Raw genomic sequence first — 13,952 nt, 5'->3', positions numbered from 1 at the left:
GACGCTGTCCCGTGCGCGGCGCGCACGATTCGAAATGGCGGGCGCGAAACGCAAAACGCGACGTCCCGATTGCTGTACTGCGAAGTGAGGTGCGTTTTTGAATCAACAAGCGGGTTTGAGCAAGACCATCGGCGAAGGCCAGAACACGTCCCCCACGGCCGTGATGAGGCGCCTTTGGCCTTATATCCGGCCGCTGATGGGCATCGTGGCGCTCGGTCTCATCGCGATGGCGTTCGTCGCGGCGAGCGAGGCCGGCATTCCGATGCTGCTCAAGCCGCTGCTCGACCACGGCTTCGGCACCAAGGGCAGCGACAAGGCCCGCTGGGTCGTGCCGGTCGCGGTGATCGGGCTCGCGCTCGTGCGCGGCGTCGCGCAGTACGCGTCGGGCTATCTGCTGTCGTATGTGTCGAACAAGATCCTGCTGCAACTGCGGCTCAAGATGTTCGACCGCATGATCCATACGAGCGCCGGATTTTTCCAGCGCGAGACGGCGAGCACCGTCATCAACGCGATCGTCTTCGAGGTCAACCAGATCCTGCAGGTGCTCTCCAGCGTGATCGTCACGCTGGTGCGCGATTCGCTCACGGTCGTGTTCCTGCTCGGCTATCTCTTCATCCTGAACTGGCGCCTGACGCTGATCGTCGCGGTGATCCTGCCGGGCATCGGCTGGCTCGTGTCCAAGATCAACCGGCGTCTGCGGCGCCTGAACCGCGAGCACCAGATGCTCACGAACGAGCTGTCGTATATCGTCGAGGAGACGGTCGGCGGCTATAAGGTCGTGAAGGTGCACAACGGCGAGCCCTACGAAACCGCCCGCTTCACCGACATGAGCAACCGCCTGCGCGGCTATTCGATGCGCATGCAGGTGTCCGGCGGCCTCGCCCAGCCGCTCACGCAATTCCTCGCGTCGATCGCGCTCGCGATCGTGATCACGATCGCGGTCGTGCAGTCGGCGAGCGACCAGACGACGGTCGGCGGCTTCGTCGCGTTCGTCACGTCGATGCTGCTCGTGATCTCGCCGCTCAAGCACCTGATCGACATCAACCAGCCGCTGCAACGCGGCATGACGGCGGCCGAAATGATCTTCGGCCTGATCGACGAACCGGCCGAGCCCGCGGGCGGCGGCCAGAAGCTTGCGCGCGCCCAGGGCAACATCGAGTTTCGCGAGGTGTCGTTCAGCTATGGTTCGCCCGAGCGGCCGACGCTCGACCGCGTGTCGTTCAAGGTGGCGCCGGGCGAGATGGTCGCGCTCGCGGGGCCCTCGGGCAGCGGCAAGACGACGCTCGTCAACCTGCTGCCGCGCTTCTTCGATCCGACGAAAGGCGAGGTGCTCGTCGACGGCGTGCCGCTCACCGAGTACGACCTGCACGACTTGCGCGGCCAGTTGGCGATGGTGAGCCAGGACGTCGTGCTCTTCAACGACACGATCTCGGCAAACGTCGCCTACGGCGTGGAACCGGATCGCGAACGCGTCCAGGCGGCATTGCGCGCGGCGAATCTCGCCGACGTCGTCGCGGCGATGCCCGATGGCATCGATACGCTGATCGGCGGCAACGGCATGCGCCTGTCGGGCGGCCAGCGCCAGCGTCTCGCCATCGCGCGCGCGATTTACAAGGACGCGCCGATCCTGATCCTCGACGAAGCGACCTCCGCGCTCGATTCCGAGTCCGAGCGTCACGTGCAGTCCGCGCTCGAGACGCTGATGAAGGGGCGCACGACGCTCGTCATCGCGCACCGGCTGTCGACCATCGAGCGCGCCGACCGCATTCTCGTGATGGAGGCGGGACGCATCGCCGAGCATGGCAGCCATGCGGAATTGCTGCAGCAGGACGGGCTGTACGCGCACCTGCATCGCATCCAGTATCAGCAGCAGGCGGCCTGATCCGCTTTGGCTCGTGCATTGCCGCGACGCGCTTCGAATCGAATCGAATCAAATCGAAGCGCGCGCCGGATCCATTGATCAACCGGGCGGCTCCCGCTCGTAACGTGGTTGCAGAATGAAGCGAATCTTGGTTGTGAAGGTCACCTCGCTGGGTGACGTGATCCACGCGCAAGCGGTCGTGGGCGACTTGCACCGGGCGTTTCCCGGCGTGACGATCGACTGGGCCGTCGACGACGCGTTCGCCGACATTCCGCGCTGGAATCCCGGCGTCGCGCGCGTGCTGTGCGCGCCGCTGCGGCGCTTCAAGAAAATGCGCAGCATCAAGGATTTGTCGGCGATCTGGTCGTCGATCTCCGATCTGCGGCAGGAGCGCTACGACGCGGTGCTGGACCTGCACGGCGTCTACAAGAGCGCGATCATCTCCTTTCTCACGCGCTCGAAGCGGCGGTTTGGTTATTCGTCGGTGAACCTCGGCGAGCGCGGCGCCGCGTTTGCCTACACGCACCGGTTTGCGCCGCGTAACGATGCCAACGCGTGGGAAGGCATGCGGCGCACGCTCGGCGAGACCTTCGGATACGCGATCGAAGCCGTTCCGCCGACTGTCTTTTCGATCCCGAAGCCGGCCACCGTGCCGGACGCGGTGAAGGACATGCCCTTCGCGCTACTGTTTCATGCGACGTCGAAGGAGGAGAAGAAGTGGCCAACCGCGAACTGGATCGCCGTTGCACATTCGCTTCGCGAACGTGGCATGACGCCGCTGATTCCATGGGGTTCGGACGCCGAGCGCCGCGAAGCGGAGGCCATCGCGGCGGGCGTGCCCGGGGCGCGCGTGCTGCCGAAACTGACGATCGAGCAGATCGCGCAGCATGTCGACCTCGCTGCGCTCGTCGTGGGGACGGATACGGGGCTCGTGCATCTGGCGACGGCGCTGCGCAAGCCCACGGTGATGATCTTCAGCGCGACGTCGCGGCCGCATTTCGGCGTCAGCATTCCGGGGCTGTGCGCGTCGATCGGCGATGATGGCCGGCCGCCTTCGGTAGAAGAGGCGCTGGAGGCGATTGCGTCGGTGCAGCGGCCGAAATAAGCGATGGGGTGGGTGGGTCGGGGGAAGCTACATCAGCACGATATCGTACTGCTCCTGACTCAAATTCGACTCCACCTGCAGCGACACCGGCTTGCCGATAAAATCCATCAGCATCGCGAGATGCTGCGACTCCTCTTCAAGAAACAGGTCGATCACCTGCTGCGACGCCACCACGCGAAACTCGCGCGGATTGAACTGGCGTGACTCGCGCATGATCTCGCGCAGCACGTCGTAGCACACCGTGCGCGGCGTCTTGACCTGCCCCTTGCCCTCGCACGTCGGACATGGCTCGCACAGCACATGCGCGAGCGACTCACGCGTGCGCTTCCTCGTCATCTCGACAAGCCCCAGTTGCGAGAACCCGTTCACCGTCACGCGCGTTCGATCGCGTGACAGCGCCTTCTTGAGCTCGCCCAGCACCTGGTCGCGATGCTCGACGTTTTCCATGTCGATGAAATCGATGATGATGATGCCGCCGAGATTGCGCAGCCTCAACTGCCGCGCGATCGTGTGCGCGGCTTCGAGATTGGTCTTGAAGATCGTATCGTCGAAATTGCGCGCGCCGACGTAACCGCCCGTGTTGACGTCGATGGTCGTCATCGCCTCGGTCTGGTCGATCATCAGGTAGCCGCCCGACTTCAAATCGACCCGCCGCGACAGCGCCCGCTGAATCTCCGCCTCGATGTTGTACAGGTCGAAGAGCGGCCGCTCGCCGGTGTAGTGATGCAGCCGGGACGCCACCGCCGGCGTGAACTCGGCCGCGAACTCGGCGAGCATCTGGTACGTCTCGCGCGAATCCACCTGGATGCGCGTGGTCTCGTCGTTGACGAAATCGCGCAGCACGCGCTGCGCGAGATTCAGGTCCTGATAGAGCAGCGTGGTCGGTGGCACGCGCTGCGCCTGCGCCACGATCGTCGCCCACGTCTTGCGCAGGTACGCGACATCGCCGGCAAGCTCTTCGCTCGTCGCATCCTCTGCGATGGTGCGCACGATATAGCCGCCTTTCTCGTCGGCGGGCAGCACGGCGGTGAGCCGCGCGCGCACGGCTTCGCGCTCGGCCTCGCTCTCGATCTTCTGCGAAATCCCGATATGCGGTTCCTGCGGCAGATAAACCAGCGTGCGCCCGGCGATGCTCACCTGTGTGGAAAGCCGCGCGCCCTTGGTGCCGATCGGGTCCTTCACGACCTGCACCATCAGCGATTGCCCTTCGAACACGATCTTTTCGATCGGCGTATGCGGCGTGTTCGAATGCGACACGCCCGCGATGCGCGGATGCCAGATATCGGCGACATGAAGAAACGCGGCGCGTTCCAGCCCGATATCGATGAACGCGGACTGCATGCCCGGCAGCACGCGCACGACACGGCCGAGATAGACGTTGCCGACGCGCCCGCGTGAAAGCGTGCGTTCGACATGAAGCTCCTGCACGGCGACTTGCTGAACGAGTGCGACGCGGGTTTCCTGCGGTGTGACGTTGATCAGGATTTCTTCGTTCATGGCCTGTTTAGAAGTCGACGCGCGCCACGCGCAAGAGTGCTGCGGTTTCGAAAAGGGGCAGACCCATGATACCCGAATAGGACCCCTCGATCCGCTCGATGAACGCAGCCGCCCGTCCCTGGATGCCGTACGCGCCGGCCTTGCCGAGCGGCTCGCCGGTGGCCGCGTAACGCTGCAATGCAGCACGGTCGACGCTGGCTACGCGCACCTTCGAGCGCGACAACGCGGGCGGGAGCAACACACCTTCCGCGTCGACGACGGCGAGCGCCGTCAGCACTTCATGCTCGCGGCCGCAAAGGCGTTCGAGCATCGCGACGGCTTCGGCGGCATCGGCGGGCTTGCCCATGATGGCGCCATCGATCGTGACGGTGGTATCGGCGACGAGGATCGGCGCGGCCGCATGATGGCCCGCCACGCGCCGGGCGTGCGCGGCTTCGGCCTTCAACGCGCAGACGCGCACGACATAGGCATCGGGTGCTTCGCCGGGAAGCTCGGCTTCGAGCGCTTCGGCGTCCTCGTCGGGACGCGGCAGCAGCAACTCGAACCGTGCGCCCAGTTGTTGCAGCAACTCCTGCCGTCGCGGACTTTGCGACGCGAGATAGACGAAGGGATGAAGCGGAGAAGAGGGTGTCTGCATCTGGAAGCGGGTCTCGGAAGGCGAGCACGAGGACCGCTTTCGATATGACAGGGCCCTCAAGCGCGATGATAGGGATGATTCTGCGTGATGCTCCACGCGCGGTAAAGCTGTTCGGCGAGCAGGACTCGTACCATCCCGTGCGGCAAGGTGAGGCTGGATACGCGCAGCAGCACTTCGGCGCGCGCCTTCACTTGGGGATCGAGTCCGTCGGCACCGCCGATCACGAAGGCGACGTCGCGCCCGTCCTGCTGCCAGCCGGGCAGGGCGCCCGCAAGCTGCATCGTGGTCCAGTCGCGGCCGCGTTCATCGAGCGCGATCAGGCGCGCGTTCTTCGGCAGCGCGGCTTCGATGCGTTGCCGCTCGGCGGCCATCACGCTTTCGGCATTGCGGCCCGACGACCGTTGTTCCGGCTTGATCTCGCGCAACTCGATGCGCAACTCCGGCGGCATGCGTTTCGCATACTCGTCGAAGCCGGTGGCGATCCAGTCGGGCATCTTGTGGCCGACCGCGAGGATATGCAGTTTCACGACACGCGACGCATGAAACCGCTGGTCAGCGGCGCGTCGTCTTGCGGGCCGGTTTCGCGGCGGGCGCGTCGTCCTCGTCGTCTGCGTCGTCGCTCAGCGGCTCGCTGGCGCGCGCGCCGCCGAACGTGTTCCGGGTCTGCAGCTTGACGCGCACCGGCTTGTCGCCCCAGACCTCTTCGAGGTTGTAGTACTGGCGCAGCGCGGGTTGCAGGATGTGCACGACGGCATCGCCGCAATCGACGAGCACCCACTCGCCGACTTCCTCGCCCTCGGTGGAGATGATGTCGCCGCCCGCTTCCTTGACTTTCTCGCGCACGCTGTTGGCCAGCGCCTTGGTCTGCCGGTTCGACGTGCCGCTCGCGACGACCACGCGATCGAAGAGAGAGGTCAGGTGCGTGGTATTGAACACCTTGATGTCCTGCGCCTTGACGTCTTCGAGACCGTCGACGATCGCGCGTTGAAGTTTTTGAATTTCCATAGTTACCGTTGGTACAGATGATGTTGAACAATATAGTCCCATACGGCGGGCGGGACCTGACTTCTTGCGTCAGGCTGGCCCGCCGGCTGGGCGCGGAGTGTGTTGCGAACCTGTTCGCGGATGGCCGTCGCGGACACTTCCACCGCGAGCGACGCGTCGATCATCAGATGCCCGTGCGGCGTTGTGCGCAACACGTCCGGCTGCGCACTGCGCGCGGCGACCACGGCGGCGACGGCATCGGGCAACGAAGCAATGTCGAAGCCCGGCCGCGTTTCCACGCAGACATGCGCGAAGTCGAAGAGGCGCATCCAGTCGTGCCACGAGTTCAGGTGCACGAGCTGATCGGCGCCGATCAGGAGTGCGAGCGACGCGTCCGCGCCTTCGCGCTCGCGCCACGCGGCGAGCGTATCGACGGTGTAGGTCGGGCCGTCGCGCTCGATTTCATCGGTGGCGACGATCACCTCGACGCCTTCCACGCGCATCGAAGCCGCTGCGGCGCGCGTCATCGCGAGCCGGTGCTGCGGCGCCGAGACGTCCTTCTTTTGCCACGGCTGACCGGCTGGCAGAAGCACGAGTTCGGTCAGTTGCAGCAACTCGACGAAGCGCGCCGCGATCGCGAGGTGTCCGTCGTGGATCGGGTCGAACGTGCCGCCGAGCAGGCCGACGCGTCGAGCGCAAGGCTGGTTCGAATTCAGTGGTCGATCCTTTGTCCGATGAGTGGCATGCCGGTCAGATCCATTCCCTTGGCACCAGGAAGTCGGTATAAAGCCGCGCCTCCGGCGTGCCGGGTTCGGGCTGCCAGTTGTAGCGCCAGTTCGCGACGGGCGGCATCGACATCAGGATCGATTCGGTGCGGCCGCCGCTTTGCAGCCCGAAATGCGTGCCGCGATCGAAGACGAGGTTGAATTCGACGTAGCGGCCGCGCCGGTACGCCTGGAATTCGCGCTGGGCCTCAGTGTACGGCGTGTCGCGGCGACGCTCGATGATCGGCAGGTACGCCTTCAGGAACGCATCACCGACGCTTTTCATCATCGCGAACGAGCGCTCGAAACCGGGCTCGGCGAAATCGTCGAAGAAAATGCCGCCGATGCCGCGCCGCTCGTCGCGATGCTTCAAGTAGAAATACTCGTCGCACCACGTCTTGAAGTGCGGATACAGCTCGGCGCCGAACGGGGCCAGCGCATCGCGGCAGACGCGGTGAAAATGCCGCGCGTCGTCTTCGTAGCCGTAGCAGGGCGTGAGATCCATGCCGCCGCCGAACCAGAAAAGCGGCGCTTCGCCTTCCCGGGTCGCCATCAAGAGGCGCACGTTCATGTGCACCGTCGGGCAGTGCGGATTCAGCGGATGCATGACGAGCGAGACGCCCAGCGCCTCGAAACCGCGCCCGGCCAGTTGCGGGCGGGCGGCGCTCGCGGACGGCGGCAGCGCGTCGCCGGAAACGTCGGAGAAGCCGATGCCGCCGCGCTCGAAGAACTTTCCGCCTTCGAGAATCCGCGTGCAGCCGCCGCCGCGCAGGCGCTCGTCGGGGCCGCGCTGCCACGCGTCGATGGCGAACGTGGCGCCGTCGAACGCGCCGAGCGTCTCGGCGATCTGCGTTTGCAGGCCGGTGAGGTAAGTGCGGACAGCTTGTACGTCGGGAGTCGTGTCGGTCATCGTTGCTGCATTGCGCTAAGCGGATTCGGGCACCTTTCTAAAGCGCCCCCTTAAAAAACGCGCTGCCGGACGCGAAGGTCCGGCAGCGCGAGTGTTGCCTGATCCGTCGGACCGGGTCAGCCGTGGCGATCGTTCTGCTTGCGGTTGACCGCGCGATAACCGATGTCGCGGCGATACTGCATGCCGTCGAAGGAAATCTGGTTGACTGTATCGTAGACCACGGATTGCGCGCCGCGAACCGAATCCGACAATCCGACGACACACAGCACCCGGCCGCCCGAAGTCGTGAGCTTGCCGTCGGCGAGCGTCGTGCCGGCGTGGAAGGTCACGGCGGTCTCGGTTTCGGCGGGAATCCCGCTGATGCGGTCGCCGCGGCGCGGCGTGTCCGGATAGTTGTGCGCCGCGAGCACGACGCCGAGCGCCGTGCGCCGGTCCCATTCGAGCACCGCGCCGTCGAGCGTCCCGGCGATCGCCAGTTCGATCACTTTCGAGAAATCGCCCTTCAGGCGCGCCATGATCGGCTGCGTTTCCGGGTCGCCCATGCGGCAGTTGAATTCGAGCGTCTTCGGATTGCCCTGCGCGTCGATCATCAGGCCGGCGTAGAGAAAACCCGTGTAGCGGATGCCTTCGCTTTCCATGCCGCGCACCGTCGGCTGGATGATCTCGCGCATCACGCGCGCGTGCAGTTGCGGCGTGACGATCGGCGCGGGCGAGTAGGCGCCCATGCCGCCGGTGTTCGGGCCACGGTCGCCGTCGCCGAGGCGCTTGTGGTCCTGGCTCGACGCCAGCGCGAGCACATGCTTGCCGTCGACCATCACGATGAAGCTCGCTTCCTCGCCTTCCAGGAACTCCTCGATCACGACGCGCGCGCCGGCGTCGCCGAGCTTGTTGTCGGCGAGCATCGAATCGACGGCGGCGTGCGCTTCTTCGAGCGAAGTCGCGACGACCACGCCCTTGCCGGCCGCGAGCCCGTCGGCCTTGATCACGATCGGCGCGCCCCTGGCATCGAGATACGCGTGGGCGGCGGCCGCGTCGGTGAAGGTTTCGTACTCGGCGGTCGGAATGCGGTGGCGCTTCATGAACGCCTTCGCGAAGTCCTTCGAGCTTTCGAGTTGCGCGGCTTCCTTCGTCGGGCCGAAGATCTTGAGCCCGCGCGAGCGGAACAGGTTCACGATGCCAGCCGCGAGCGGCGCCTCGGGACCGACCACCGTCAGCGACACGTGCTCCCGCTCGACGAAGTCGGCGAGGGCGGCGGGGTCGGTGATATCGATGTTGCGCAAACGCTCGTCCTGCGCGGTGCCGCCGTTGCCGGGCGCCACGTAGACGATCTGGACGCGCGGCGACTGCGCGAGTTTCCAGGCGAGAGCATGTTCGCGACCGCCGGAACCGACGACGAGTAACTTCATTTGAATCCCCGAATTACTTAAAAAGCCAGTGGCGGCGTCGCGCGAGTCCCGCGCGAGTCGAAAATGCTGCAGTGACCAAGTCTGTGTCTATTGGGAAGGCGGCTCGCGCGGATGTCTGCTGCGTCACGCACCCTTCCGACAGCAATTTCATACGTCGGCACGCTCGCCCGCCTGCATCGAGCTTCATCTCAAGCGAAACCCGTTCCACGCGCGAGGCGGGCGCGCCGTGAGCCTTACGCTTCTTACCCTTCGCCGATCGCCGCGTTTGTATAGACTTCCTGCACGTCGTCGAGATTTTCGAGCGCATCGAGCAGTTTCTGCATTTTCACTGCTTCGTCGCCGCTGAATTCGACTTCCGTTTGCGGCTTCATCGTCACTTCGGCGATTTCCGCCTTGAACCCGGCGGCTTCGAGCGCAGTCTTCACCTTCGGGAAGTCGTTTGCCGGGCAGATCACCTCGATGCTGCCGTCGTCGTTCGTCACGACGTCGTCCGCGCCCGCTTCGAGCGCCGCTTCCATCAGCTTGTCTTCCGCCGTGCCGGGCGCAAACAGGAACTGGCCGACGTGGTCGAACATGAACGACACCGAGCCGTCCGTGCCCATGTTGCCGCCGAACTTCGAGAACGCGTGGCGCACTTCCGCGACGGTGCGCGTGCGGTTGTCCGTCATCGTATCGACGATGATGGCCGCGCCGCCGATGCCGTAGCCTTCGTAGCGGATTTCCTCGTAGTTCGCGCCATCGACGCCGCCCGTGCCGCGCTGGATCGCGCGGTTGATGTTGTCCTTCGGCATGTTGGCGTCGTACGCCTTGTCGACGGCGAGCCGCAGGCGCGGGTTCGTGTCGGCGTCGCCGCCGCCCATGCGGGCTGCGACCTGGATTTCCTTGATGAGACGCGTCCAGACCTTGCCGCGCTTCGCATCGGTCGCTGCTTTCTTATGCTTGATGTTGGCCCATTTCGAATGACCCGCCATTACCTTTCTCCGTCCCGCGCGCGGATTTGGCTGCCGCGCGCCTGTGTTTCAGTGTGTCCGCCCGGGCCGACTGTGGCGAGCGGTGATCGATGCGTGCTGCTTGCCTTGACTGACGTTGTTGGTACGCGTCTTCTGGCTTCGCGCCAATGCGCCTGTGCGACGGAACGCCCGTGATGAAAGGCGAAGAGCCGGCGGCGCCCGCCTTCCAGTTGCGCGCTGTAGAGACGCTAAGCAGACAAGAATTTTATCATGGCGCCGGAAGCCGGCAGCGGCCGGGCGGCGGGAAAAGCGCGGGCGGAAGGGCGGGAAGCGTCGAGAGTCGGCGATTTTCCGGCGCGGGTCGAAAACCTCCGCGCCGAAACTGCGTTCACAAGAGCGTTCAGTTCTTCGTGCCGAACAACCGGTCGCCGGCGTCGCCGAGACCGGGCACGATATAAGCATGGTCGTTCAGGTGCGAATCCAGCGACGCGACATACAGCTTCACGTCCGGATGCGCATCCGAGAACACCTTCACGCCTTCCGGCGCCGCGACGAGCGCCACGAACATGATGTTCTCGCCCTGCACCTTGCGCCGCTTCATCACGTCGACGGCGTGGACCGCCGAATAACCCGTCGCGACCATCGGATCGCACAGGATGAACACGCGCTCCTCGAGATCCGGCGGCAGGCGCACGAGATACTCGACCGGCCGGTGATCCTCGGCGCGATACACGCCGATATGGCCGACCCGCGCCGATGGCACGAGATCGAGCAAGCCGTCCGACATGCCGATTCCCGCGCGCAGCACCGGCACGATGGCGAGCTTCTTGCCGGCGATGACGGGCGCGTCGATCTCGACGAGCGGCGTTTCCACGCGTTTGGTCGTGAGCGGCAGGTTGCGGGTGATTTCGTAGCCCATCAGCAGCGTGATTTCGCGGAGCAATTCGCGGAAGGTGCGCGTGGACGTGTCCTTGTCGCGCATGTGCGTGAGCTTGTGCTGGATCAGCGGGTGGTCGAGGATGAAGAGATTGGGAAAACGGCTGTCCTGTTTCATGGGATTCGCGCGCGTGGCGCCGTGAGTGTTATTCGGCCGACGGCGCTCGTGCCGCGTCGTTTTCGAGGCGCTTCGACGCGGAGCGGGCAATCTGTTGCGCCGGGCTGGGACAATGCCGCCAGTTTACCGAAATCGGGATGAGGATTTGCGAACATTCATCGGGCGTTCGCGGACGTCCCCAACGTACGCGTCCCGATTCTTCTAGAATTGCGCGGAAAGCATCCGCAGCGATTTTTCCGAAGCCACGGATCGACCCAACGCAACCGAAAGGAGCAACGATGGACATGGGAATCGCGGGCCGCACGGCCCTGGTGTGCGCCGCCAGCAAGGGACTCGGGCGCGGCTGCGCCGAAGCGCTCGCCGCCGAGGGCGTCAATCTCGTGATCGTCGCGCGCACGCAGGCGACGCTCGAAGCCACCGCCGCCGAGATCCGCGCCAAATACGGCGTCGACGTGAAGGCGGTGGCGTGCGACATCACCCGCGCAGAAGGCCACGCCGCGGCGCTCGCGGCCTGTCCTTCGCCCGACATCCTCGTGAACAACGCGGGCGGCCCGCCGCCGGGCGACTTCCGCGAGTTCACGCGCGACGACTGGATCAAGGCGCTCGACGGCAACATGCTCACGCCGATCGAACTCATCAAGCAGACCATCGACGGCATGATCGGTCGCGGCTTCGGGCGGATCGTGAATATCACGAGCTCATCGGTGAAGGCGCCGATCGACGTGCTCGGATTGTCGAACGGCGCGCGCTCGGGGTTGACGGGTTTCGTCGCGGGCGTCGCGCGCAGGGTTGCCGCGACCGGCGTCACGATCAACAACCTGCTGCCGGGCACGTTCGACACCGATCGCATCGCGGTGACGATCGAGGCGCAGGCGAAGGCACAGAACATCTCGCTCGACGAAGCGCGCGCCCTCCGCGCCAAGACGCTGCCCGCGGGACGCTTCGGCACGCCGGACGAGTTCGGCCGCGCCTGCGCGTTCCTGTGCAGCGTGCACGCGGGCTACATCACGGGACAAAACTGGCTCATCGACGGCGGCGCCTATCCGGGCACGTTCTAGGCGCGTCGCGGTCATCACAACCTTACTTGCAGCAACGACAGGAGCCACACCTCATGAGCACACGCGTCGCGCTGATCGCGCACGACATGAAGAAGGACGACATCGTCGCCTTGGCCGGCGAATACGTCGATACGCTCGCGCGCTGCCAGTTGCTCGCGACGGGCACCACCGGCTCGCGGATCGCGGCGGCGCATGGGCTCGAAGTGGAGCGCAAGCTTTCGGGCCCGCACGGCGGCGACCTGCAGATCGGCGCGGAACTGGCGGAAGGGCGCGTGGACGTCGTGATCTTCCTGCGCGACCCGATGACGCCGCAGCCGCACGAACCCGACATCAATGCACTCGTGCGCGCCTGCGACGTGCACAACGTCCCGTGCGCAACCAACATCGCGACGGCGCGCATGATCCTCGACGACCTCAAGCTGCGCTTCTCGCGCGCGGCCTGAACGACCAGCAAGGCGCTACGAACGGAGACACCATGACAAAGGCAATTCGATTCGACAAGGCAGGCGGCCCCGAGGTGATGAAGTGGGTCGACGTGGACGTCGGCGAGCCGGGCAAGGGCGAGATTCGCGTGAAGCACCACGCGGTGGGCCTGAACTTCATCGACGTGTATTTCCGCACCGGGCTGTATCCGATGCCGTTGCCGGGCGGCCTCGGCATGGAAGCGGCGGGCGAGGTGACGGCGGTCGGCGAGGGCGTCACGCGCTTCGCGCCGGGCGATCGGGTGGCGTATGCGTCGCGTCCGCCGGGCGCGTATGCGGAGGAGCGCGTGATGTCGGCGGAATACGTCGTCGCGTTGCCCGACGCGATCGGTTATGAGGATGCCGCCTCGATCATGCTGCAGGGGCTCACTGCGCAATATCTGTTGCGGCGGACCTATCGCGTGAAGGCCGGCGACACGGTGTTGATTCACGCGGCGGCGGGCGGCGTCGGGATGCTCGCGTGCCAGTGGGCGAAGGCGCTCGGCGCGACGGTGATCGGCACGGTCGGCTCGGATGAGAAGGCTGAGCTTGCGAAGGCGCACGGCTGCGATTATCCGATCGTGTACACGCGCGACAATTTCACGAAGCGAGTGCGCGAGATCACGAACGGCGCGGGCGTGCCGGTCGTCTACGATTCGATTGGGAAGGACACGTATACGGCTTCGCTTGATTGCCTTGAGCCGCTGGGGCTTTTCGTGAGTTTCGGGAATTCGTCGGGGCCGCTGCCGCCGATCGATTCGTCGGAGTTTGCCGGGCGCGGTTCGCTCTACTTCACGCGGCCGACGCTGTTCAGCTATATCGCGAAGCGGAGCGATCTCGATGCGATGGCGGCGGAACTGTTCGAGGTGATCGAGTCGGGGAAGGTGAAGACGAACGTGCGGCAGCGGTATACGTTGGCGGAGGCCGGGCGCGCGCACGAGGATCTGGAAGCGCGGAGGACGACGGGGTCGACGGTTCTATTACCGTAGGTTTGCCGCTGGCGCTTGGGGAGGGTGGGGTTTACGCCGTTTGATGTTTTTGCGCTTCTATGGAACTTGTTTTCTTAGTGGTTTATTAGCTCTGCCCCTGTCCGGGGCGGGACTCACTTTCTTTGCTGCTGCAAAGAAAGTAAGCAAAGAAAGCAGCTTTCCAACGCCAATCCTTGCCATGCCCCGCTAGACCGGCCCCTCGGAGTGGTCCAACCGGGGGAGTGTCGTTAGCGGGGTTTCATCGTTGTTGGCATGTAGAAAAGGCGCGCACGTCGC

14 protein-coding genes are annotated in these 13,952 nt (G+C 65.1%); 5 read left to right on the top strand and 9 right to left on the bottom strand.

The annotated features are described in order from the left end of the window. Positions 1-163 precede the first annotated feature (163 nt). Together msbA and waaC are read left to right on the top strand one after the other, a co-directional pair. A complete protein-coding gene (msbA, locus tag AWB68_RS22760) occupies positions 164-1,882 on the top strand; it encodes a lipid A export permease/ATP-binding protein MsbA (protein ID WP_200828765.1) in 1,719 nt (572 codons plus the stop codon). Between the two features lie 115 nt (positions 1,883-1,997). Then, positions 1,998-2,966: a lipopolysaccharide heptosyltransferase I gene (gene waaC / locus AWB68_RS22755; protein ID WP_087646606.1), complete on the top strand. Its 969-nt coding sequence runs from the start codon at positions 1,998-2,000 to the stop codon at positions 2,964-2,966. A 27-nt stretch (positions 2,967-2,993) separates the two neighbouring features. On the opposite strand, the gene rng is transcribed toward waaC, so the two are convergent. The 9 genes from rng to upp form a co-directional block, all read right to left on the bottom strand. Beyond that, the gene (gene rng / locus AWB68_RS22750; RefSeq protein ID WP_087646605.1) at positions 2,994-4,463 is read right to left on the bottom strand and encodes a ribonuclease G; all 1,470 of its coding nucleotides are present in this window, start codon (positions 4,461-4,463) and stop codon (positions 2,994-2,996) included. Between the two features lie 7 nt (positions 4,464-4,470). Then, complete coding sequence (locus AWB68_RS22745; RefSeq protein ID WP_087646604.1) at positions 4,471-5,100, bottom strand: Maf family protein; 630 nt, start codon at positions 5,098-5,100, stop codon at positions 4,471-4,473. 56 nt (positions 5,101-5,156) lie between these two features. Next, positions 5,157-5,627, bottom strand: coding sequence for a 23S rRNA (pseudouridine(1915)-N(3))-methyltransferase RlmH (gene rlmH, locus AWB68_RS22740; RefSeq protein ID WP_087646603.1), 471 nt, complete (start codon positions 5,625-5,627; stop codon positions 5,157-5,159). A 25-nt stretch (positions 5,628-5,652) separates the two neighbouring features. After that, the gene (gene rsfS / locus AWB68_RS22735; protein WP_087646602.1) at positions 5,653-6,105 is read right to left on the bottom strand and encodes a ribosome silencing factor; all 453 of its coding nucleotides are present in this window, start codon (positions 6,103-6,105) and stop codon (positions 5,653-5,655) included. Positions 6,106-6,107: 2 nt separating this feature from the next. Beyond that, a complete protein-coding gene (locus tag AWB68_RS22730; RefSeq protein WP_235028456.1) occupies positions 6,108-6,800 on the bottom strand; it encodes a nicotinate-nucleotide adenylyltransferase in 693 nt (230 codons plus the stop codon). A 34-nt stretch (positions 6,801-6,834) separates the two neighbouring features. Continuing rightward, a complete protein-coding gene (hemF, locus tag AWB68_RS22725; protein ID WP_087646600.1) occupies positions 6,835-7,758 on the bottom strand; it encodes an oxygen-dependent coproporphyrinogen oxidase in 924 nt (307 codons plus the stop codon). A 116-nt stretch (positions 7,759-7,874) separates the two neighbouring features. Beyond that, positions 7,875-9,164 carry a phosphoribosylamine--glycine ligase gene (purD, locus tag AWB68_RS22720; protein WP_087646599.1) on the bottom strand — a complete coding sequence of 430 codons (1,290 nt, stop codon included), beginning with the start codon at positions 9,162-9,164 and terminating at the stop codon, positions 7,875-7,877. A 242-nt stretch (positions 9,165-9,406) separates the two neighbouring features. Continuing rightward, on the bottom strand, positions 9,407-10,135 hold the full coding sequence (locus AWB68_RS22715; RefSeq protein ID WP_087646598.1) for a YebC/PmpR family DNA-binding transcriptional regulator: 729 nt from the start codon (positions 10,133-10,135) through the stop codon (positions 9,407-9,409). Between the two features lie 379 nt (positions 10,136-10,514). Then, a complete protein-coding gene (gene upp / locus AWB68_RS22710; RefSeq protein WP_087646597.1) occupies positions 10,515-11,168 on the bottom strand; it encodes a uracil phosphoribosyltransferase in 654 nt (217 codons plus the stop codon). Between the two features lie 278 nt (positions 11,169-11,446). On the opposite strand from upp, the gene AWB68_RS22705 reads away from it, so the two are divergent. From AWB68_RS22705 to AWB68_RS22695, 3 genes are read left to right on the top strand one after another with little or no spacing between them, the layout of a single operon-like run. Beyond that, positions 11,447-12,226, top strand: coding sequence for an SDR family oxidoreductase (locus AWB68_RS22705; protein ID WP_087646596.1), 780 nt, complete (start codon positions 11,447-11,449; stop codon positions 12,224-12,226). A gap of 53 nt (positions 12,227-12,279) precedes the next feature. Then, positions 12,280-12,669 carry a methylglyoxal synthase gene (locus tag AWB68_RS22700; RefSeq protein ID WP_087646595.1) on the top strand — a complete coding sequence of 130 codons (390 nt, stop codon included), beginning with the start codon at positions 12,280-12,282 and terminating at the stop codon, positions 12,667-12,669. Between the two features lie 32 nt (positions 12,670-12,701). Beyond that, positions 12,702-13,676 (top strand): quinone oxidoreductase family protein, encoded by a 975-nt coding sequence (locus AWB68_RS22695; protein WP_087646594.1) that lies wholly within the window; start codon positions 12,702-12,704, stop codon positions 13,674-13,676. Positions 13,677-13,952 lie beyond the last annotated feature (276 nt).

Source organism: Caballeronia choica (assembly GCF_001544535.1).
Lineage (GTDB): Bacteria > Pseudomonadota > Gammaproteobacteria > Burkholderiales > Burkholderiaceae > Caballeronia > Caballeronia choica.
The sequence above is the reverse complement of the archived record's forward strand: the minus strand, read 5'-3'. Positions and strand labels throughout refer to the sequence as shown.

Bases quoted from the DNA above. Each gene is read 5' to 3' on its own strand.
- msbA (WP_200828765.1), top strand. From the start codon at position 164: ATGAGGCGCCTTTGGCCTTATATCCGGCCGCTGATGGGCATCGTGGCG.
- waaC (WP_087646606.1), top strand. From the start codon at position 1,998: ATGAAGCGAATCTTGGTTGTGAAGGTCACCTCGCTGGGTGACGTGATC.
- rng (WP_087646605.1), bottom strand. From the start codon at position 4,463: ATGAACGAAGAAATCCTGATCAACGTCACACCGCAGGAAACCCGCGTC.
- AWB68_RS22745 (WP_087646604.1), bottom strand. From the start codon at position 5,100: ATGCAGACACCCTCTTCTCCGCTTCATCCCTTCGTCTATCTCGCGTCG.
- rsfS (WP_087646602.1), bottom strand. From the start codon at position 6,105: ATGGAAATTCAAAAACTTCAACGCGCGATCGTCGACGGTCTCGAAGAC.
- hemF (WP_087646600.1), bottom strand. From the start codon at position 7,758: ATGACCGACACGACTCCCGACGTACAAGCTGTCCGCACTTACCTCACC.
- purD (WP_087646599.1), bottom strand. From the start codon at position 9,164: ATGAAGTTACTCGTCGTCGGTTCCGGCGGTCGCGAACATGCTCTCGCC.
- AWB68_RS22715 (WP_087646598.1), bottom strand. From the start codon at position 10,135: ATGGCGGGTCATTCGAAATGGGCCAACATCAAGCATAAGAAAGCAGCG.
- upp (WP_087646597.1), bottom strand. From the start codon at position 11,168: ATGAAACAGGACAGCCGTTTTCCCAATCTCTTCATCCTCGACCACCCG.
- AWB68_RS22705 (WP_087646596.1), top strand. From the start codon at position 11,447: ATGGACATGGGAATCGCGGGCCGCACGGCCCTGGTGTGCGCCGCCAGC.
- AWB68_RS22700 (WP_087646595.1), top strand. From the start codon at position 12,280: ATGAGCACACGCGTCGCGCTGATCGCGCACGACATGAAGAAGGACGAC.
- AWB68_RS22695 (WP_087646594.1), top strand. From the start codon at position 12,702: ATGACAAAGGCAATTCGATTCGACAAGGCAGGCGGCCCCGAGGTGATG.